Annotated in this window: 16 protein-coding genes; 7 read left to right on the top strand and 9 right to left on the bottom strand. The window is 57.9% G+C overall.

Annotated elements, in window-relative coordinates; all coding sequences use genetic code 11:
• Positions 1–25 precede the first annotated feature (25 nt).
• The 3 genes from HS103_11815 to HS103_11825 all read right to left on the bottom strand — a co-directional run bounded on the left by HS103_11815 (position 26) and on the right by HS103_11825 (position 5,963).
• Positions 26–1,165 carry a glycosyltransferase family 4 protein gene (locus HS103_11815; GenBank protein ID MBE7513482.1) on the bottom strand — a complete coding sequence of 380 codons (1,140 nt, stop codon included), beginning with the start codon at positions 1,163–1,165 and terminating at the stop codon, positions 26–28.
• Positions 1,166–1,330: 165 nt separating this feature from the next.
• On the bottom strand, positions 1,331–2,596 hold the full coding sequence (locus HS103_11820; protein MBE7513483.1) for a LysM peptidoglycan-binding domain-containing protein: 1,266 nt from the start codon (positions 2,594–2,596) through the stop codon (positions 1,331–1,333).
• On the bottom strand, positions 2,586–5,963 hold the full coding sequence (locus HS103_11825) for a hypothetical protein (protein ID MBE7513484.1): 3,378 nt from the start codon (positions 5,961–5,963) through the stop codon (positions 2,586–2,588). Before HS103_11825 ends, HS103_11820 begins: the two co-directional genes overlap by 11 nt.
• Before the next feature lie 139 nt (positions 5,964–6,102).
• Between HS103_11825 and HS103_11830 the strand changes: the two genes are divergently transcribed.
• Both HS103_11830 and HS103_11835 read left to right on the top strand, forming a co-directional pair.
• A complete protein-coding gene (locus HS103_11830; GenBank protein ID MBE7513485.1) occupies positions 6,103–6,426 on the top strand; it encodes a hypothetical protein in 324 nt (107 codons plus the stop codon).
• On the top strand, positions 6,423–7,577 hold the full coding sequence (locus tag HS103_11835) for a PD40 domain-containing protein (GenBank protein MBE7513486.1): 1,155 nt from the start codon (positions 6,423–6,425) through the stop codon (positions 7,575–7,577). The genes HS103_11830 and HS103_11835 overlap by 4 nt, the downstream gene beginning before the upstream one ends.
• A 143-nt stretch (positions 7,578–7,720) precedes the next feature.
• Here HS103_11835 and HS103_11840 read toward each other — a convergent pair whose 3' ends face one another.
• The 4 genes from HS103_11840 to HS103_11855 form a co-directional block, all read right to left on the bottom strand.
• Positions 7,721–8,890: a hypothetical protein gene (locus HS103_11840; GenBank protein MBE7513487.1), complete on the bottom strand. Its 1,170-nt coding sequence runs from the start codon at positions 8,888–8,890 to the stop codon at positions 7,721–7,723.
• A gap of 52 nt (positions 8,891–8,942) precedes the next feature.
• Positions 8,943–10,412: a LysM peptidoglycan-binding domain-containing protein gene (locus tag HS103_11845; GenBank protein ID MBE7513488.1), complete on the bottom strand. Its 1,470-nt coding sequence runs from the start codon at positions 10,410–10,412 to the stop codon at positions 8,943–8,945.
• 194 nt (positions 10,413–10,606) lie between these two features.
• On the bottom strand, positions 10,607–11,455 hold the full coding sequence (locus HS103_11850) for a class I SAM-dependent methyltransferase (protein ID MBE7513489.1): 849 nt from the start codon (positions 11,453–11,455) through the stop codon (positions 10,607–10,609).
• Positions 11,456–11,791: 336 nt separating this feature from the next.
• Entirely contained in the window at positions 11,792–13,018 is a 1,227-nt protein-coding gene (locus tag HS103_11855; GenBank protein ID MBE7513490.1) for a hypothetical protein, read from the bottom strand.
• A gap of 328 nt (positions 13,019–13,346) precedes the next feature.
• On the opposite strand from HS103_11855, the gene HS103_11860 reads away from it, so the two are divergent.
• From HS103_11860 to HS103_11875, 4 genes are all read left to right on the top strand, one after another.
• Positions 13,347–14,354, top strand: a complete 1,008-nt coding sequence (locus HS103_11860) for an LLM class flavin-dependent oxidoreductase (GenBank protein ID MBE7513491.1) — start codon at positions 13,347–13,349, stop codon at positions 14,352–14,354.
• A gap of 2 nt (positions 14,355–14,356) precedes the next feature.
• Positions 14,357–14,635, top strand: coding sequence for a hypothetical protein (locus tag HS103_11865; protein MBE7513492.1), 279 nt, complete (start codon positions 14,357–14,359; stop codon positions 14,633–14,635).
• 203 nt (positions 14,636–14,838) lie between these two features.
• A complete protein-coding gene (locus HS103_11870) occupies positions 14,839–15,168 on the top strand; it encodes a hypothetical protein (GenBank protein ID MBE7513493.1) in 330 nt (109 codons plus the stop codon).
• On the top strand, positions 15,161–16,129 hold the full coding sequence (locus HS103_11875) for a site-specific DNA-methyltransferase (protein ID MBE7513494.1): 969 nt from the start codon (positions 15,161–15,163) through the stop codon (positions 16,127–16,129). Before HS103_11870 ends, HS103_11875 begins: the two co-directional genes overlap by 8 nt.
• Positions 16,130–16,217: 88 nt before the next feature.
• On the opposite strand, the gene HS103_11880 is transcribed toward HS103_11875, so the two are convergent.
• On the bottom strand, positions 16,218–16,871 hold the full coding sequence (locus HS103_11880; GenBank protein MBE7513495.1) for a hypothetical protein: 654 nt from the start codon (positions 16,869–16,871) through the stop codon (positions 16,218–16,220).
• A gap of 711 nt (positions 16,872–17,582) precedes the next feature.
• Between HS103_11880 and HS103_11885 the strand changes: the two genes are divergently transcribed.
• Positions 17,583–18,542, top strand: coding sequence for a threonine/serine dehydratase (locus HS103_11885; protein MBE7513496.1), 960 nt, complete (start codon positions 17,583–17,585; stop codon positions 18,540–18,542).
• Between the two features lie 13 nt (positions 18,543–18,555).
• On the opposite strand, the gene HS103_11890 is transcribed toward HS103_11885, so the two are convergent.
• Positions 18,556–20,085, bottom strand: a complete 1,530-nt coding sequence (locus tag HS103_11890; GenBank protein MBE7513497.1) for a nicotinate phosphoribosyltransferase — start codon at positions 20,083–20,085, stop codon at positions 18,556–18,558.
• Positions 20,086–20,100: the final 15 nt, after the last annotated feature.

Here is a 20,100-nt window from a genome sequence, read left to right on the forward strand (position 1 = left end):
GGCGGTCAGGGAGTCTTCTCCGCCCTCACCCCTCCAACACCATCACCGTTTCTTCCACTAACTTCACCCACGAAAACCGCTCCAACCCATGTTGTGTGCGAGCGGCAAGGCGTTCAATCCGCCCTTCGTGAAAGGCTTTTCCCAGTGTCTCCCGCAGGGCATCTCCATTCGGGTGCGGCACAAGCCAGCCGTTCACCCCATCACGGATGATCTCTGGATTTCCACCCCGATCACTCGCAATCACCGGCGTCCCCATTTGAAGCGCCTCTAAAATCGTGTGTGATAGCCCTTCATAACCGGAATAAAGTGCCAGATAATCCGCCGCCCGCAGGTAGAGCGGTATTTTCTCACGGGGGAGCGCCCCAACAAATTGAATACGAGTGTTCACCCCCCACTGGTGAACCAATCCCCGTAAGCGGGGCATGTCCGGTCCTTCTCCAGCGACGACCAAAATGACCTTATGAACATCGCTTAGGGCAGTGATTAGGTGATCAATGCCCTTCCATGCCGTTAGACGCGCCGCCGTGAACAAATAGTGTCCATCGCCTGACCACCCTAGTGCTGACCGTGCCTCGCGTTTCGTCGCGCTCAACGCCGCTGGTGATCCCTCCAATGCATTGTAAATAACCTGTACTTTATCCGCTGCCACCCCCCACCCAGTGACCATCCGCCCCAAGTAGGCACTCGGCACGATGATCCGATCCATCGCCACCGCGTCTCGGCTGCGCAGCGTTTTATATGCCTCTACACGGGGTGCGTAGGCGCGCGTCTGAAAGGCATCGACATCCTCATCGGGCGGCAGCCACCCCCGCGTGACAGAGCGTTCCCACGCATAGTCCCCAACGATCTTCATCACCGTTCGCTTGGGCGGTTCACTCAGACGGGGCAAGCCAAAGGTGTTCAGGTAGATCACATCTGCCCATCGCGCCAAGCGCTGGTAGGCAAGGGCATAGCGCAGCCAGCGGATCGGCGTCCCCACAAGGGGCAGTCGCCCAAAGGGGATACGTTGGACGGGGTACGGGTAGCCGCTGCTTGGGGCGTTTCCATAGCTTAGCACGCGCACGCTGTGTCCGCGCTGTTGCAGTTCCGGCAGCAGACGGTAAAGATAGGTGGCGGGTCCGCCCGGATCAGGGTGAAAAATGCCAGAGGCGACGAGAATATTCACGAGTGCAGTACCCTTTGAAAATGTTGTAGACTGCCCTATTGTCCTACCGGAAACACGGCTGATCTCAGCCTATTGGTTCAGCGGGAGGGCAGGCGGACGCCCTATCGGGCATCCCTACACAAAATGCGGCGATCTTCTCACGAGAGAGGATGCTAGGTGAGGACATTACCCCCCACCTCCCAACGCCACACGCACCATACAGGGCGGTAGATAACTGCTGGTTTGGTCAACCACCGTCAGCGTAAGCCAATAAACGCCCGGCGCAAAGAGGCTCGTATCCACCGTCCCCAAAATCCCCGCCGAAACAGGCGTCGGACTCGTCCCCACATTCCAAAGTTGGTCGCCCCCCTCTGTGCTGAGTTCGATCTTGTAGAAGGCGAAATTAGGCATGATCGCCTCGCCATAAAGAATTAGCGTCCCGCGTACCGTTGATCCCGGACGCGGGCTGTAGAGTTTCGCCCCCGCCGTTGTGCAGTGTTGGACATTCACCCCCGGCAGGATGCCCCCCATCTCTGGCGAGGGGATCGGCGGCAGAGGCGTTGCCGTTGGGACGCGGAAAAAACGCGGCGGCAGGGCGATCACCGCGCCGGCACGCAGCCGCCCATCACCTAAGCAGTTCCCTTCCACAAGCACCGTCATGCTCACCCCCGCCCGTGCCGCCAACCCAAAGAGGGTATCCCCCGCCCGCACAATGTATGCCGCCCATCCGGGGGGCGTTTGGCAAGGCGTGGCGTTTGCCCCCATCGCGATAGGGAGCGTTGGCGTGGCGGGCAGCAAGCTGGCAATGATCAACGGCGGAAAGGTGGGCGTCAGCGGGACTGCCGTCGGAAAGCGTATACCCACTGTCGGCGTCGCGGTGGGAATCGCTGTGGGGGTTCGGCTCTCAGGCGGCGTAGCCGTTATCGTGTCTGAGGGGCGTAGTGTCGCAGCGATGGTACGGCTCGCCGTTGCGCTTGGTTGGCGGCTTGGCGATGCACTGACCCGCGCCGTTCCCGTCGCTGTCGCTGTCGCCGTGAAGGTGCGCGTAATGCTGGCGGTGGGAGACTGTCCCTGTGTTGGGCGTGTCGTCACCGTGAATGTGGCGAAGGGACGCCCCATCGCAGAGGGGGCAATAGTCTGGCTCGCCGTCGGGGGTGGCGTTGGGCTTGCCGAAGGGCGCGTGGCGGTTGCCGTTGCTGTCGCCGGATTCGTTGGCGAGGCAGTTCCCCTTGATGGGGCAATTTCAGTGGGTGTTCTTGTTGGCATCTCTGTAGGCATTTCGAGAGTGACCGCTGCGGCGCTCACCGTCGTCCCCGCCATACCCATTGCGGGCGTCGTTGTTGGGCGTGCCGTCTGGCTGATCGTCAGCAGCAGCCCAAACGCCAGCGCCAACCCCAACGTGCCAATCACAATCAGGGCGATCAGAACTTCTCCGCTCAGGTCACGACGCATGTACCGCCTGTCCCGCGAGGGGCAGCGCCACCAAGAAGGTGCTGCTCTCCCCCGCTTTACTCTCCAACCACAACCGCCCCTGATGTGCCTCTGTCAGCGCTTTCGCTACGGATAAGCCTACGCCAGTATCGCCTAACCCTTTCACCAGCGGCATATCGGCGCGGTGGAAGCGGCTGAACACGCGCCCCTGATCGTCCTGAGCAACACCGCCGCCAGTATCTTGCACGGCGATCAGGATCACGTCGCTGAGGGTCGGGGTTGTCTCTCCCGCCCCGTTTCGCCCCTGTCCGCCCTCTAGCGGCTGCTGTGCAAGTGCTGCCTTCACCGTGACCTCGCTATCCGTCGGACTGGCGCGGTAGGCATTGGAGAGCAGTTCGACAATCACCTGTGTCAGCGCCCCGCGATCCCCCCGTAGCGGCGGAATTGCCTCTGCCAAATCGAGATTCAGGGTGATTCCCTTCTCGCGGAACTGTGTCCGTGTGTTCGTGATCGCCACCTCAATGATTTCATTCATATCAATGGCGTCTTCTTTCAGCCGCAGTTGACCAGTATCAATGGCGACAACCCGCACGAAATCTTCGATCAGCGTCGCCAAGCGATCCCCGTTCGCCTTCACCCGCTGAAGGAACTGCCGCTGAAGCTCGCCCAAAATGCCCACCGTCTCGCCAAGCAGCAGATCGATGTAGGCGGTGATCGCGTTCAGCGGCGTGCGCAGTTCTTGGGCAACGCTCAACAAGACGGCGGCGGTTTCCTCGTCCAGCGCCCCGCCTTCTGCCTTGCCCGCCTCGGCGGGTTGATGCTTCATCTGCCGTTCAACCTTCTCCCGCAGCGCCGTCACCATCTTTTGGGTGTTCAGCAGCTTATGCTCAAGCTCGCTGCGTTCCTCGGTCAGATGGTCAATCATCTTCTTCAACGCCCCAACGCCATCCGCCCCAAGCTGGTTCAGCAGTTCGCGGTTGCCTTCGATGCGTGCCGCCAGTTGATCGCGTTCGGTTTGGAGTGCCTGCCGTGCCGCCATCAGCCGATCCCGATCCCCAATCAGGACGGATTTTTCAGTCAACGTCTGATTCAGATCGTGATAAACGCGGTTGCGATCCACAATGGCGGCGTCAAGGTCTGCCTTCAGCGCGTCAAGTTCCGCTGCCATTGCCATCCGCTCCGCCTCCCAATTGACGGGTGCATGGCTCAACACATCGCGCTGCCGCATGAGGACTTCGCCATCTTGCGCCATCCGCTTCAGGGCGTTTTCCAGCGTGGCAATGCGGGCGTCGCGCTCTTTCTCCCGCACGATGCGATCTTTGAACTTATTGAACTCGCCAATCAGTAGGTTACGCTCCCGAATGGCGCGTTCAGCCGCCTCTTTGTAGCGCCCCCGTTCCTCACTGATCTGCATGATTGTCCCCACCAGCCCACCCTGTGGGACATCTATACCCAAGCCCGCAAGCTGTGCGTTCACCTCCATCAGACTGCGGCGCAGGTGATCGCGTTCTATCGTCAGGCGTGATTTTTCTTCGGAAAGGCGGGTGAGCATGTCTTTCAAGACAGCAGGCGCGGCAACTTCCCCTTTGTTATGGCTGCGCACGGCGGCAAGTTCGCCTTCTAGCTGCTCTTTCATCATGTAGAGTTCGTCGCGCTCTTGGGTGAGCAGTTCAATCGCCGTTTTGTAAAGTTCTTCCTCCCCCCCGCCGCTGACCGTCGCCAACTGGGTTTGCGCCTCTTGAAGTGCCTGCATCAGCCGCTCACGCTCTGCCTCAAGCGTGCTGCGCTCTACTTGGATACGCTCCATCCGCTGCGAAATAGACAGCCCTTCGGGGTCGCTGGCGGCGATCTCACTGAGTCGGCTGCGCTCAAAATCAAGTTCAATTTGCAGTTCGCGGACTTTCCCGCTTAGGGCGTTGATCTGGGCGCGGGCGCTCTCTAGGGATTGCTGCATCCCCAAACGGGCGGCGCTTGGCGCTTCGGCGGGGAGGGCGCTCTCTCCGCTTGGGGGCTGCCGTGCCTCGATCACCGCACGGCGGGCGGCGCGGCTAATGCCGACCATCCGCGCCGCAATCGGCGCAAGCGAATCGAGCAGGCGCTTTTCATTCTGACGTAAATCGCGCTGTGTATAGGGCATTGCCACCAGCAGCGCCCCGATGATTTCCCCGTCGCGGGTCAGTGGTTGAAAGTACACCGGACCCATCGTTTGAATATCCAAACGGGAATAGACATCGGTAATTTCGCTTAGGCTGATCGCCGCTGTGAGCATCCGCTGCGAGCGCTCTATAAGCGCCGTCTGAAGGGTGGGCTGTTCGTCCAGTTTGAACGCCATCGCCGCGATATGGCGGTTTTTGCTGGCGTCATAGGCAGCGATCACATCGGCGTAATCGCGTTCTTCCACCACCAGCAAAGCGCAAACATCCGCCTTCAACAGCGAACAAGCGGCGATAACCACTTGGCGGGGGAGGTCTTCCGGCGCTTCGCGCTCCAAAATGACGCCAATCGTTCGCAGCAGCGTCATCGATTCGCGTTCTTGGGTGGTGTCCACAAGATTATTCGAGATCGTCGTCAGGGTGGAAACAGTTGCCTCCGCCGCTCGTTCGTGGATTGCCATCGTCAGGCGCTCCACAACCATGCGGTAGATAGCCACCGGCAAAAGCGGCATGGCGGCAAGGAAGGCAAGGCGGATCGCGCCGGAATCATCGCCGCTTACGGGGACGCCACCGCTCAGGCTGATCAGGGTATAGAGGTAGCCGGCGAGGATGATCGCAAAAAACAAGACTTTTAGCGGCGCATCAGGCGTTTTCCGAAAGCGCCACAGAATGGCAAGCGTGAACAATCCCGCCAGCGCCGCCGTCGTCGCCGTCCATAAAATACCCGCCGAACTGGGCGTGAAGGCTAGTCCCTCACGGTAGCGGTTGTACCATTGGGCTGCCGTCAGACCGTAGCCAAAACAAACCCCAACCAGCACAGTGAGCGTAAAAATATGGACACCCATGTGTCGGGCGGTGGGCGTTTCCGGCTCGTCTACCAAGGCGTTTGGGGGAAGCGCCGAAGGGACATGCAACGATTCCCTATCGGCAACAAGGAACACCCACCCCACCAACGCCACCACCAAGGCTCCCACCGCCCGATCCAACGGCGGCATCACCGCCCCGGAGGGTGTGTTTGTCAGCAAGACGACGACTGCCCCTACCATTAGCAGTAGCCATGCCACCGCTACTCCCCCCGCCGCCAGCGCATAGCGCCCCGCCGCTTTTTCCATCGTACTGCGCATCCGCTGCCCAAGCGCCATGAAAAGCGCCGCACAGCTTAGGACGATCACCGACATAAAATACAGCAAGACAACTGACGGTTCGGCAAAGAGCGTCAGCACGTTTGGCGCCACAATTGTTTTCCCTTCTGGTGTCCTCGCGGGCAGATTACGGGTGGTTTCAAACCAATTTAATGGTAGTATAGCACAAGTGTACCGATGGCTCGCCGCCGTTCCCGTTTGAATCAGGTTTCACTATGAAGGATGCGACGCAGTGGACGATCCAAATAACGAATTTTTCGATCTCTTAGGGGTTGAACCCGGTGCGCTGACGATCACCGCCGTCACTATCAGCGGGTGGGGGACCGAACTCACCATTGATGGCGAGTATGAGGGCGACCAACCTTTTCAGTGTCTTTTCGAGGAAGTGAGCAGCCTTCAATGGGATGCCTACCATGAACCAGATGACAACGAGACGACAGTCAGCGTTGTTGGGGTGTTCGTTGGGGAGGACGATCATCGGGCGGCGGCGCTCGTCTATACCGATCTATTTGAACTTTCTATCTTGTACGGAACGCTTTCGGTGGTGAAGCTATGACCATGACTCGTTTTCGCTTGTGCCTGATTGTAATCGTCGTGATCGCCCTGCTTGTCAGTGGGGCTGCCTTTCCCTCTGCTCATGCCGCGTCATGTACGGCATCTGTTGGTGAGGAACTCGTCATTCCTAGCCCTCGCGGGACGGGAACACACACCTGTATGATCAGCGGGGCGCTTGAGAGCGTTCTCCCGGTGTGCAGCCGCTGCACAAAAATCACGCTCAGCGAGGGGATGCTCACCCTAACCTATGACCTCCCTGAAGCGGCGACGGTGACGGCGTGGGTCTACCCCGAATATACCCCCGAACCCGCCGATCAGGTCTACTATACGGCGGTCAACGCCGCAAGCCAGACGACACTCTTTCGCCGCGAGGGCGCTACTGCTCCCCAACAACTGACCACCTGGGGGTCAGAGAGCGATGCGATTCTATCCCCCGATGGGCTACACCTCGCCTTCCTTTCCAAGCACGAGGGCAACCCCGAACTCTATGTGATGAACGCCGATGGGACGGATGTCCAGCGCCTAACGGAAACCCCCTTCAGTGAATCAACGCCAGCATGGTCGCCCGATGGGACGCGCCTTGTCTATGCAGCGAATCCCAACGATCAATGGGATGTGTACATCCTGACCCTTGCTACTGGCGAGACGCGCCAACTGACGAACAGCCCGATCCCAGATCGTCGCCCGTCGTGGTCGCCTGATGGGGCGTTCATCGCCTTCGGGACGGACTCGGCGCAAGATGGAAATGTCTATCGTATAGCGGCGGAGGGCGGCGCTGCCGAGGCGCTGACGACGGTAGGCAACAATGGGCGTCCGATCTACGCCCCGGACGGCACAACAATCACCTTTTGGTCGCGGCGGGATGAGAACGGGACCGATAAAAATGGCGTCTTTATGGCGGAAGGCTATCTGATGAGCGCTATCGGCGAGGATCAACGGCGGGTGACGCACTCGATCATGAACGATTTCATTGTCTTGTGGCTGCCTGTGCGTGCGGGGGGTCCTGCGTCCCGCCTTTTGCGCGTCCAAACCGATAACGACACGTACCGCGCTCATCTGGTTATGGCAGCAACGTTGACAGACATTCCTCATCTGGTCGTTATCCCAGAGGTAGAGGGGTGGGCGCTGCGGACAATTGATTCATGGCGCTGAGGGGGGACGCTATTCGCTTTACACCATTAACTTAATGGTGTAAAGAATCCTAAAGGTAAACGGTGTTAACTTAACACCGTTTGGCAATCGCCGCCCTGCCACGCACCCTCATAGGGATGCCTTAGAGGGCGTCCCCCGCACCGCTAGGGGGTCTCTCCCTGCCAGAGGAACGTGTAGATCACCCCCTCTGGGCTGAGAATCAGGTAGCCCCCTTCCGCCGTTCTGCGGGCGACACTCACCCGCCAGTAGATCGTGTGCGTTTGCCCTGGCGGAGGGTGCAGCGCCGCTGGAAGGATCAGGCTGTTCGCCCGCGTCTCAACTTGGCGGGTGTCGCCCGTTTGGGCGTTCGACCACATAACCAAGTAGAACTCATCTGGGGCTAAAATCGGCACGGGCAGCCAACGCAGCGAAACAGCACCGCTTTTGCGCTCCTCTTGAAGGGGGGCAATCACGCGCAGCATGGGGTGAATGGGGGTGGGGGTTGCCGTCTCCATGCCGGTGAAGGTTGGCGTGATTGTGGGGGTGGGCGGTGGTCCGGGATAGTTCAGTTTCCAGCCAACAACGACCAGTACGCGGCATTCATTTTCCCCTACGGGCTTATCGAGCTTGCAGCCCGCACAGTTCAACAATCCTTCGTTCAAGCGACACAGATCGGCAAGGGATGTCCCCGTTTTCAATTGGATGCCAATGATTGTGTCTTTCTCAACGACGGTGTATTGGCGAAGAGAATAGCCCTGTGTGGGGAGCGCGGCAAGTTCGGTCTGGCGCAGGGCGACGGTTGCCTCGTAGCCGATAGCGGTGGGGGTTGCTGTTGGGCGGGGGACGCAGTATTCGCGCCCGACGGCAATATCGTTGCACGTCTCGCACAACCCATTCAGGGCGCGGATGGCGGGCAAGACGGAGAGATCGCTATACCCAGCGCGGCTGGCAAAGGTGATTAGGGTATCGCCCGCCCGCGCCACAAAGCAGCGCGGGGCAGGTGGCGCGGTGGGTTCACCGCCACCCCCGCCACCGCTGATGACCGCAGCTACCGGAGGGGGCGTTGCCGTGATAAGCGGCGCGATTGTGGGAGGAGGTTCGCTTGGCGGAGCAGGGGAGAGCGTCGCCGTCTGGGTGTTGGGCGGCGGCGGGGTGATCGTCGCCGTCTGGGTGGCGACGTCCGTTGGAATCACTGTTGGGGCGGGAATGGCATCCACCCCACACGCCGTCAGAAGTAAGCCAATGACCCCGATCACAACGAAACCAATTGTCCGTTTTACCATAAGTCCCCATACGCTAACCGTGCTGAAGGTGTTGATAGGCGGCTGGATCATAGTCCGTGCTGCGCCGCCCTGCTTGCCGCGATCTGGCTGATTGCCCACCGCCTTACCGACTGACCCATGTGAAGGCGCGAACCTCCGTTTGGTAGGGCAAGGGAATCGCGTTTGTCCCCTGAACACGGGCAACGCCCACTTGCCATGTAAAGCGGTGACGCTGCCCATCAAGCGGCTGCCAGTTTGGAGGAAGTTGGAACGATGTATCGCGGGTGGTCATGATGTAGGTGATGCCCGCCGTGGTGTTTATCACCGTGATCAGATACGCCTCGTCTGCTGCCAAGCGCCCCGTGCTAGACCAGCGCAGCGTGGGAAATTCATACTTTTCAAAGAGCATGTTCTCGCTTGGGAACTGGCTGATCGGCGCGTTGAATGTCGCCGTTGCCGTTGGAGTGGGCGTCTCGCTGCCGGTGAGGGTCGGTGGGAGGGTGGGTGTTGGCGTGGGGGCGGGAACGCGCAGCCGCTGTCCCTCATAGAGAATCACCGTACATTCCGGTCCGCCGCTTGGCATCCCAAACTCGCAACCAGCAAAGAGGACTTCCGGGTTGAGATTGCTGAGCGTTCCCATTGTAATGCCCAATTTGATCAGAATCTCTAAGGCGTTTTCGCCCTTTTTCACCGTGTAATACATAACCCCCGGCGGCAGCACCTCGCCCATTGAATCGGCGGGAGGGAGACCGTCTTCGCTGGAGTCGGTTGTGAGGCTGCCAATCTCTGTCGGGCGGGGGATGATGATCTCTTGCCCAATCTGGAGTTCGGCGGCGCTTTTCATGTCATTTAGACGCAAAATCTCAGGGATCACATCCATATGCTTATGCCCGCAGCGGATTGCCAGCGCCGAAAGGGTGTCGCCCGCCCGCGCCTTTTCGAGGCAAGGTCCCACCGTTGGGGTGAGCGTCGGGGAAGGCGGGATGGGTGTCACAGTGAAAAATGCACCCGTCGGGAGAAGGGATGTGGGCAAGAGCGCCACCCGTGTGTTTGTTGGCGGGGCAGCAAGGACGGTCATGCCGGCAGCGGTAGGCGTTACCCAACCAGGGGAGGTCGAGACGATCTCAAAAGTGGCAACGGGGGCGGGTGTAAAAGTGACGAACCGCGTATTTGGGGTGGGCGTCAGGGTGATGGTGGCGCTCACCGCCGCCGGAGCGGGTAGCTGCGAAGGGGGGAGCAGGGCGACCCCCGTTGTCGGTTGGGAGCGGGTGAACCACCACAGTAGGAAAGCGCTTATGCCAACGACGACGCCAAAGGTGAGCATCCCCAGAAAAACGACGGGAAAGGGAGCGCGGGGAAGCGCCGCCTCGCTGAGATCAAAATCGCCTTCGGTTTCGCCATCCCCCATATCATAGGCGCTTTTCGGCGGCTTTGAGGAATTCCCCATCTCTGCGCGGCGCAGGGGGACGATTTTCGCCGTATCTTCGGGCAAGCCGCGCAAATAGGCCCCACATTGATCGCAGCGGGGTTTTTCCAGCGCTATTTTCGCCCCGCAGATAGGGCAAATTTGGGCAAGTTGGCGCGTGCGTGGCATAAGACCTACTGAGCCTATGGCATGAAAGGCAAGGGATCATTTTACCATAGGGCGGAGGGTAAAATAGGCGGGGCGCTCTATGTCTCAGCGGATTTTCAGGGAGAGCGCCCTTGTGCGCATTTTCCACGCGGTGGTGCGGACGCCCCAGTGGAGCGTCCCTACAGGGTTGCGGGGGGGTATACGCTGCGCCTCACTCAGCCGGGTTTGCGTCCTTTGATCGCCAGATTGACGGTAGAACGCCCCGGCGGTTCGTTCATCCTGTTCGGACGGTCAAACCAATTGAACACCGCCAAACCGAGGTTGATCGGGTTCAACAAGCTGCCTCGATTTTCATCAAAGGTCGTCCGATCCGCCGCCTTCGCCATTTCTTTGGGAAGGGCGCCCGCCTCTAAAAGAGGTTTCCCCACGCCATAGACAAGGTTATGGATGAAGGGAAAGCTGTGATGGGTGAAGGATCGTTCTTCCTCCACAAGGAAACCCGCCTCGGCAACGACATTCCGCAAATGGTCTGGGGTGTAAAGCCGGACGTGGTTCGCCCAAATACCGGCAAACGTCCCGCTGCGGATGGGGCGGTTAAAGAGGGTTTCCAGTGTTTTGTTGATCGGGTCCCACCAGAAAGGGTAGTTGGCGTGGGGGACAGTCACAGCGAGGATGCCGCCGGGTTTCAAGACGCGCCACAGTTCGCGCAGACCACCCTTTTCGTCATCAATGTGTTCGAGGACTTCGGAGAGGATCACCCCATCAAAGCTGTTATCGGCGTAGGGCTGCTCGTAAATGCTGGCTTGGGTGATCGTGATCCCCGGCAAATGGCGGACGTTATTCCAGCCTTTCGCGGCGATCTCGCTCTCCAACTCCAAGCCGTAGAGACGGCAGCCGCTGACCGCCCGAAACATTTTCAGATAAAAGCCGCGCCCACAGCCGCAATCAAGGATTGTCTTAGTATCTGTGGGGTCAATCCAATCAAAGATAGTGCGGACGCGCTTTTTGAACGCCATATCCGCCTCGTTGCGCGTTAAGCGCAGCACTTGTGCTTCGTCGATCATGGTCTCCACTACTTATGGTTTAAGGCGATCTGTGAGGCTATTTAAGGCATGGTAACTAGGGAGGCACAGTCTCCCAGACCCGCCGTTTTCCTAAGCGTGATTAGAGTCTATCTGAATGACTCAGAGATGTTACACACGAACCCTCATCCCCCTAGCCCCCTTCTCCCAACGGGAGAAGGGGGAAGTAAGGAGTTTGAGGGGGAAGCCCCCTCAAACTGCCCCTTTTTGAACTGCCCTTTTTTGATACAGCGGGCGTAAATAGACCAGGCTCCATTGCTCAAATAGATGGTCGCTGAGTCCCAAAATCCGTTGATAACAGGTCATTCGGATACAGGCTTATTTCCCATCAACGGGGCGCATGGGCTGTGTGTTGCGAATGCCGCCTGTCACCGTCCGCACCGGCTGTTGGTCAAATTCCGAGAGCAAGGTCATCAGGCGATCTCGGAAGGTATCGACCATCCCCCGTTGGAATTTCCAGAGGCGATCAATGTGATCGAGCATGGGCGGAAATTGATTCGTCAGGTCGTTCACCCGTCCGCGCAGTTCCTCAAAAGACCGATCATGGATGCGCCATTGATCGGTATAGGAATCGGTGAAGCGTTTCCAGCGGTTCGTCTCGTCCGTCTGCCATGTATCCCAATCCTCGCGGAAATTTTTCTCGGCAAGGCGCTGCATCTCCGCCGTCTCGTTGATGCGCTTATCAAGGCGATCCGCGATCCGTTCAAAGTCTTCAATGATCTTCTTCATTTGGCGGTATGCCTCTGCCCACATCTCGAAGCGCTCCATGCGGCGGCGCATGTCTTCCTCATATTGGGCAAAGCCCTGCCGAATTTCTTCCACGCGGGCATCGCGCTGTTGGGCGGCAAGCGCCTGCTGATCGAGGAAGGTTTGCACCCGTTCGGCGCGTTCCCGATCCCCACCCTGTAGGTCTAGGATCAGGCGCTCATTTTTCAATGCCAGCGCCTCAATGAGATCAAATTTCGGGCGCAGCGCGTCGATCTGTTTGCGGTATTCGTTCAGCGTATCTTGAACTTCAGTGGCGCGGCGGGTGTCATTGCGACGCTGTTCCTCTAGGAAGGCAATGCGGCGGTCTGGTTCTTCCAAGCGCTTGTTCAGGTCGTCTATGCCTTGCTGCAAGCCGCCAAGCGCATCGACCATCCTGTCGCGCTCCACGCGGGCAACGGCAAGATCATCTTGCAGACGCTCAATCTTGTCGATGCGCTCCATGAGATCACGCACCGGACGCAAGAGGGACTCGCGGGCGATCTCGGCGCGGCGTTCCGCCTCCCGTTCGGCGGTGATCCGTTTAGCATCCGCCGCTTCTAATGCCTGGCGCAGTTCGTCACGGAACTGATCCATCATCTCCGTATCGCGTCCGGCGGGGAGAACGTTGCTGCGCAGGCTGACATTTTCCGTTTCTAGGGTGTTCACCCGCCGCGACATGAGTTCGATCACGTCCTGTTGGGCGGTCAGTTGTTCTTCCATTTTGGCGATTTTCGCCTTATCGCGGCGGCGTTCTTCATCCAGCCATTCGATCATCCGAGAGAGTTGATTGGCATCCATGCGCGGAGTCCTTTTGCCCCAATACCAGTAACCCTCCATTGTAGCAGGTTGTTTGTGCTGAAAGGGAATTTTCGGGCTAAATATCTATCTGTACTCTTACCCCCTAGCCCTCTCAGCCCGCTGTGCGGGAGGGGGGGATAATTGCATTGAGGGGCGCTGCCCCTCAGCCCTCTTTATTGGCAGCCCTTTTGGTTAAGAAAGCAAGGTGGCAATTCATTTGAAGGCACATCCGACTAGCGAGGTGGGCGTTGGGGGTGACCCCATGCTACAATGCACCGCTATAAAGAAGCCTTCTCGTATATTCTTGTTGCGAATTGGAGTGATCATTATGCCGGATCGTGTTGCCCTCTATCTGCAAGATGCCCATGATTTGCGCGAAGCAATAGGCTATGTCCAATATGCGGAGGATGCTAACTTTGAGGCAATCTGGCAGGCTGAGAGCCGCCTTGTCCGTGATGCCATTGTGCCAATGGCAGCCTTTGCCGCCACCACCCGCCGGATCAAGGTGGGGTCGGGGGTGATCAACAATTGGACGCGCAACGCGGCGCTCATCGCGGCGACCTACCTGACTCTGGATGATCTTGCCCCAGATCGGATTTTATGCGGGATTGGGGCGTGGTGGGACCCGCTGGCAGCGAACGTCGGGATCAAGCGCGAGAAGCCGCTGCTTGCCATGCGCGAGGTGATCACTGTCGTGCGCGATCTGTTGGCGATGAAGCGCGTCACCTTTCACGGCGAGTTCGTCAACGTAACAAATATTGAACTGGATATTGTGCATGGGCGGCGCACCCCGCGTAACGTCCCCATTTACGTGGGGGCAACAGGGATGAAGATGATGGCGCTCAGCGGGGAAATTGCCGATGGGGTCGTCTTGAACTACCTCGTTTCGCCCGCCTATAACAGCGAGGCGCTGGCGGCATTGGAACAGGGGGCGAAGGTTGGCGGACGGCGTTTAGATGCCATTGATCGCCCGCAGTTGGTGGTTGCCAGTGTCGATCATGACCGCAAACGGGCGCTGGATAACGCCCGCAAGCTGGTCACCCAGTATCTAGGGCAGCAGCCGCACATCATGAAGGCAAGCGGGGTGAGCCAGGAACTTCTGGACGAGATCGGGCACGTGCTGACTTGGCCTGCCACTGAGGAACAGATTGAGCAGGCGATGGCGCTCGTCCCCGATGATGTCGTCCAGTTGATCACCGCCAGCGGGACGCCGGAAGAATGTCGGGCAAAGGTGCGCGAATACGTGGCGGCGGGCTGCACCTGCCCCATCCTCTACCCGTTGGGCGATGATGTGAAGCTGCTGATCGATACGTTTAGGAATGGCTATAGCGAGTAACCATGCGTTCCACCGACGACAAGCAGCGAACCGTTTTAACAAGGAATACCTATTTTCAGACTGATGCCGAGGCTGATGAGCGTTACGAAACGCACCTCACAGCGTTGGTCGATACACTCCTGAATTTGAAGAATGAGATCGCCGCCGCCGGGAGCGTGCGGCGGGAAGTCATTTTTCGCCTGTTGGAGGAGAATGAACATGGGCTGCGGGCGCTGCTAGCACTCACGGGCATTAGGGAATCACCAACTTGTTCTTCGAGGGGTCTACACTCCCTTTCTTAGCCGGAAAAGTTCCCGCCTTTGAACTGCGCAAACTGAGTGTGCGCAAATTGAGTTTTGATCCCTCAGAATTGGTTGATACCCTCGTGCGCTACAAAGAAAAAGGATCGCGTGCGGGCAAGAGCCAGTACAATGCTGAACGGCTCATTGAGATAGCCATTACGAACTGCCATTTAACCTTTGAGAAGGGTGACTTGCCTTTATTTATAGAATATGAGCAGTTCAAGAAACGTACCCTCGATTTCATCATTCCTAACAAGAAAAAACCTACAATCATCATTGAGAGTTCATTTTTAGTGACAACTGGTTCAGGGCAAGGCGATAAATCAAAAACCGAGATTGGTCTACGCGCCCTGCTGAAAACGCACTACCCAACGGTCACCTTCATTGGTTTTGTTGATGGCATTGGGTGGTTGGTGCGCCCCGGTGATCTGGCGCGGTTGGTTTCTGCTTTTGACGATGTGTTTACCTTTCATTCTGATGAATTGGAGCGTTTCCGCGAACTGTTAATCCGTAAAGGTGGTGGTCATGCTTGAGCCATTTCTGAACAAAATCACACAGGGCGATTGTCTTGACCTCCTACGAAAAATTCCCGATGCCAGTATCGATGTCACCTTTGCCGATCCGCCCTTTAACCTGAAAAAGAAATACACCAGCACCCGTGATAACCTTGTCTTACAAGACTATCTTGCGTGGTGCGAGATGTGGCTTGGCGAGATGGTGCGCGTGACAAAACCATCGGGATCGATCTTTGTTCACAACATTCCCAAATGGTTGACCTACTATGCGGGGTTTTTGAATCGTGTGGCGCACTTCAAGCATTGGATCGCCTGGGATGCCCCCACCTCACCGATGGGAAAATCGCTCCAGCCGAGTCATTACGGCATTTTGTATTACGTCAAAGACCCGCAGCAGGCGACATTTTATGAGATTCGGCAGCCTCACAAGCGCTGTCGGAAGTGCGGCTATTTGCATAAAGACTACGGCGGAAAAAAAGCCGGACTGCACCCCTTCGGCCCCCTTCTTTCCGATGTGTGGACGGACATTCACCGCGTCAAGCATAACAAATACCGCGATGAACACCCCTGCCAACTGCCGATCCACCTCATGGAACGGATCGTCTTGATGTCTACCCATGAAGGGGATGTGGTCTTGGATCCCTTTTCGGGGACGGGAACAACGGCGATTGCAGCAAAACGCTTAGGACGGCAGTTCATTGGCTTTGAACTCAGCGATGTATACATTCGCGCCGCTGAGGGAAAGTTGGCACAGGAAGCGCCCGTTTCCAAACTTGAGGATGTATGGGTGAGCTATTTTCTGGAAGGGATTGTGACGCTCCGTGATGCCGATTGGGAGCAGATCGCGCCGCATTACCTGATTCCCGAACCGATTGAGGCGATTGATCGGACGGCGATCACGCTGCGCGGCAAGATGCCAGTCATTATGGGGCGGCAGCGCGTGAAAACCGAGAAACTTCCCCTGTTTGAGGACATGTGAAGATAGGTGAAAATAGGGAGGGGCGCCGGGGGATGCGCCCCTCAGTGTCGCTTAGCCGGAATTCTGCTTAGGCAAGGCGAGAAGGGGGTTAATCTAACTCAACCTTGACCTTGTTCTTGCCCGTCGTGCTAGGGCGATCTTCGGCGTTGGCGTCGGCTGCCTTGTCTTCCTGCTCCATCTTTTCCAGCGCCGAACGCGCCCCGCTGATCAGGGCTTGAAACGCCTCGATGAACTGCTTACGCGCTTCGGCTGAATGTGCCTTAAAATCCTCCGGGATCAATGCCTGAAACGCCTTCCACAGCGAATCAAGTGCCAAGCGCTGGTGGTGCATAAAGCCGCCGATGGGGGTCTCTTTGCCGAACGCCTCGCCCACTTTTTCGCGGACGGTCTCCGCCGTCTCTTTGACCTGATCGGCGGCTTTCGTCGCCGTGTCCTTCACCTGATCGGCAACCTTTGCCGCCGCCTCACTGACCTCCCCAACAACCTTCCCGGCGGTTTCGGTGGCGTCGGCACTCACTTTGTTGACCGTTTCTTGGGCATTTTTCGCCATAGTTTCTGCCCGCTCTTTGAGATCATTCACCATGTCTGTCATCTCGTTCGTTCCTTTTTCTGTTGGTTTTAGTGTGTTTGTATCCGTCTTGGCTGTTTGCGTTGCAGGGTTCTTCCGCGCTGCCGTCGTCTTTGGCGTTTTCCCCTCCATCTTTGGTTCGCTAGGCGTTTTAGGGGTTTTCTTGGCGGGCATTGCGCGTCATTCCTTTTCGATAACTGCCTTATATATCTCTATACGCACTATTTTTCACAAGGTTGCGCGTTCTAAATCCAGTTAATCCAATGAGGCGTTTCGTCGCTGCCCTCACCCCCTGGCACCTCTCTCGCAAAGGGGCTGAGGGGGGGAAAGACGGGCGACCCTATGGGATCGCCCCTACGGGGATGCGCTGTAGGGATGCCCCAGGGGGCATCCCTACACATCGAGGCATCACCTGCAATCAGCGGATGTTACGCCCCGTACTCGCGCACGAGGTGCGGAGGGTAAGTCAACCATGGGATTCCATGGTTGGGGTTCATCGTCTATCCTACCCATCGTCAGCTCAAGCCGCGAAATACGGTAAAATTCACCCGTCGTTTTGTGCGAAACATCCGCCTTTACCGGACGGGGGCAATTCCCTTTGCCGAATTAGACGCCAGCGTGAACGGGTGGGTGAACCATGTCCGTTATGCCAATACCTACCGCTTGGGGTGACATCTCTTTAGGTCACATCCCATTCGGGGCAGCGAGGATCCTTTTCCCTACAGCATTTTTCAAGGAGATTGACCCCTTAGTGGTTGACAGCCCCGCTTATCACGATATACTTGCCGATGGGCTAGGGGGTGGTGATCAAGGGGTAAACGAACGATGCCCGCCCTTCTTGTAAGAAGGCTGGTTGCCGCCCAACCAGTGAGGGTACTGCAAGATATGATCTTTGACCTTCCCCACAGCGCCATTGACGCCGCCGCCGAACGGATCGCCGGCTACATTCGACAGACTCCAGTCATCGCCCCCGGTAAAGGAGACTGGACTCTTGGTGAGGCGGTATTCAAGCTGGAGCTTTTACAGCATACGGGGTCGTTCAAGGCGCGGGGAGCGTTCAACCGCATCCTTATGGCGCAAGCGGCAGGAGCAATCCCCACCGCTGGAGTCATTGCTGCCTCAGGGGGAAATCATGGGGCGGCTGTTGCCTATGCCGCCCGAAGGGTAGGTGTCCCCGCCGAAATTTTTGTTCCAGAGGTGTGTCCTCCGGCAAAGATTCGCCTTCTACAAGAGTACGGGGCAACAGTTAATGTCGTTGGGGCGTTTTATGCCGATTCCTTTGCTGCCAGCATGGAACGCGCCAAACAAACAGGGGCGCTCATCGTCCATGCCTACAACCAGTCGGATGTATTGGCAGGGGCGGCAACGCTCGGACGGGAGTTCGATGGGCAAGCGCCAAACCTTGAGACAGTCTTTGTTGCCGTTGGCGGGGGGGGGTTGATTGCCGGCGTTGCCGCTTGGTATGCCGGACGCGCCCGCGTGATCGGCGTTGAGCCAGAGAGCGCCCCATCGCTTTCAGCGGCATTGGCGGCGGGTGAACCCGTTGACGTGGAGATTGCGCCGGAGGGAATCGCCCGCGATTCCTTAGGGGCGCGGCGCGTGGGCGATCTTCCCTTTGCCATTGCCAAACGGTATGTGGATCGGGTGATCCTCGTCAAAGATGCCGATATTCAAGCGGCGCAGTATGCCCTTTGGGATTCGCTGCGGATCGTCACGGAACCGGGTGGGGCGGCGGCATTGGCGGCACTGTTAGGGGGATATTACACACCCCGATCTGATGAACGAATCGGGGTCGTTTTGTGTGGGGCGAACACCAACCCGCAGAGCGTTGTTCACGGGGGGTGAAAGGGCGCGTGCCTTAGCGCACGCTTTCAATGACCATCTGCTTATACTGCCAGTAACTCTCGGTGAGACTGACCTTCAAGGTATGGGGGTTATCCAAGCGGCGGCTTTCCAACCGCAGCGATTTCAACCGCTGGCGGGCATACGCCTTTACCTCTGGCAGGGATGGCGGGGTGTAGACCAACTGCCCATTTTGGAAGATGGGGACATGAATCGTCTCGACGGTATCGAAATTCTGGTAGAGCGTTTGCTGGAGAGGGTTTTTCGGATTCACGCCCAAGATTTTCATCCCCGGCTCGATTACCTCCTCTGGGAGACAAATAAGCTCTCCAACATGAAAGCCGCTGCGGGTGAGCCGAACGACCTTTTTCAGACCCGGATTCGTCACCTTTTCCGGTTGAGCAGAGAGTTTTACACGGGGGAGCCATAATTGGTTGGGCGACTCACCCTCTGCCACCGCCACAAGTTTGTAAACTCCGCCTAAGGCAGACTGATCCCCGCCGGTGACGAGTTCCGTCCCCACCCCGAAGCTGAGCCGATCAATGACCGCCTCGGCAGCGATTTTTTCAATGGGAAAACCCACTTGGAGCGCGATTTCACGCAAATAGCCCTCATCGCGCACATTACGCCGAATTTCATTGTGGATCATGGCGATTTTCCGCTCGTCAAGGTCGTTGCTGAGGACAATGCGCAAGGTAGGCATCGCCGCTGCCTCAAACAAAACATGGGCAATAATCGACCAATAGACAAGATCGCCGGAGTCAATGCGCACGCCTCGTGCTTGCAAGCCTTTCTCGCGCATGTCCGCCGCCACCTGAATGGCATTGCGCAGCCCTTCGTAAATGTCGTAGGTATCGACCAAAAAGAGGGCATTTTGGGGGAAGATTTCGGCGTAATGCTGGAAGGCATCGCGTTCATCGGGGTAAAACATGACATAGCTGTGGGCGTGTGTGCCGGCAATGGGGATACCGAATTCCATGCCAGCGAGGACATTGCTGGTGGCATCCGCCCCGCCGATGTACGCGGCGCGGGAGGCAGTTAACGCGCCATCGACGCCCTGCGCCCGCCGCAGCCCAAACTCTAAGACCGGTTTATCCTCAGCGTTGAATTTGACATGGCTGGCTTTGGTGGCGATCAGGGTGGGGAAGTTCAGCAGTGTCAGGAGGGCGGATTCGATCAACTGGGCTTCTTCGAGGGCAGCGATGACACTCACGCCATGGACGCCGGGGAGCAGCACTTCCCCTTCGCGCATGGCGGAGAGCGATCCGGTGAACCGCAGCGCAGCAAGATGGGCGAGGAAGGCATCGTCAAACAACCCCGTCTGGCGTAGATAGGCGAGGTGTGCCTCGGTGAAGCGAAGCGTCTGAAGGTATTGAATGACCTGATCCAAGCCAGCAGAGACGGCGTACAACCCACCAAAGGGGGCAGTACGATAGAAATACTCAAAGGCGACGACCCGGCGGTGTTGGTTTGTTTTGAAATATGCCGACATCATCGTCAATTGGTAGAGGTCGGTGAGCAAGGCGTTGATCTGGGCATTCAGCATATGGTTTCACCTTTC

It is taken from the genome of Anaerolineales bacterium, from assembly GCA_015075625.1.
GTDB lineage: Bacteria > Chloroflexota > Anaerolineae > Aggregatilineales > UBA2796 > UBA2796.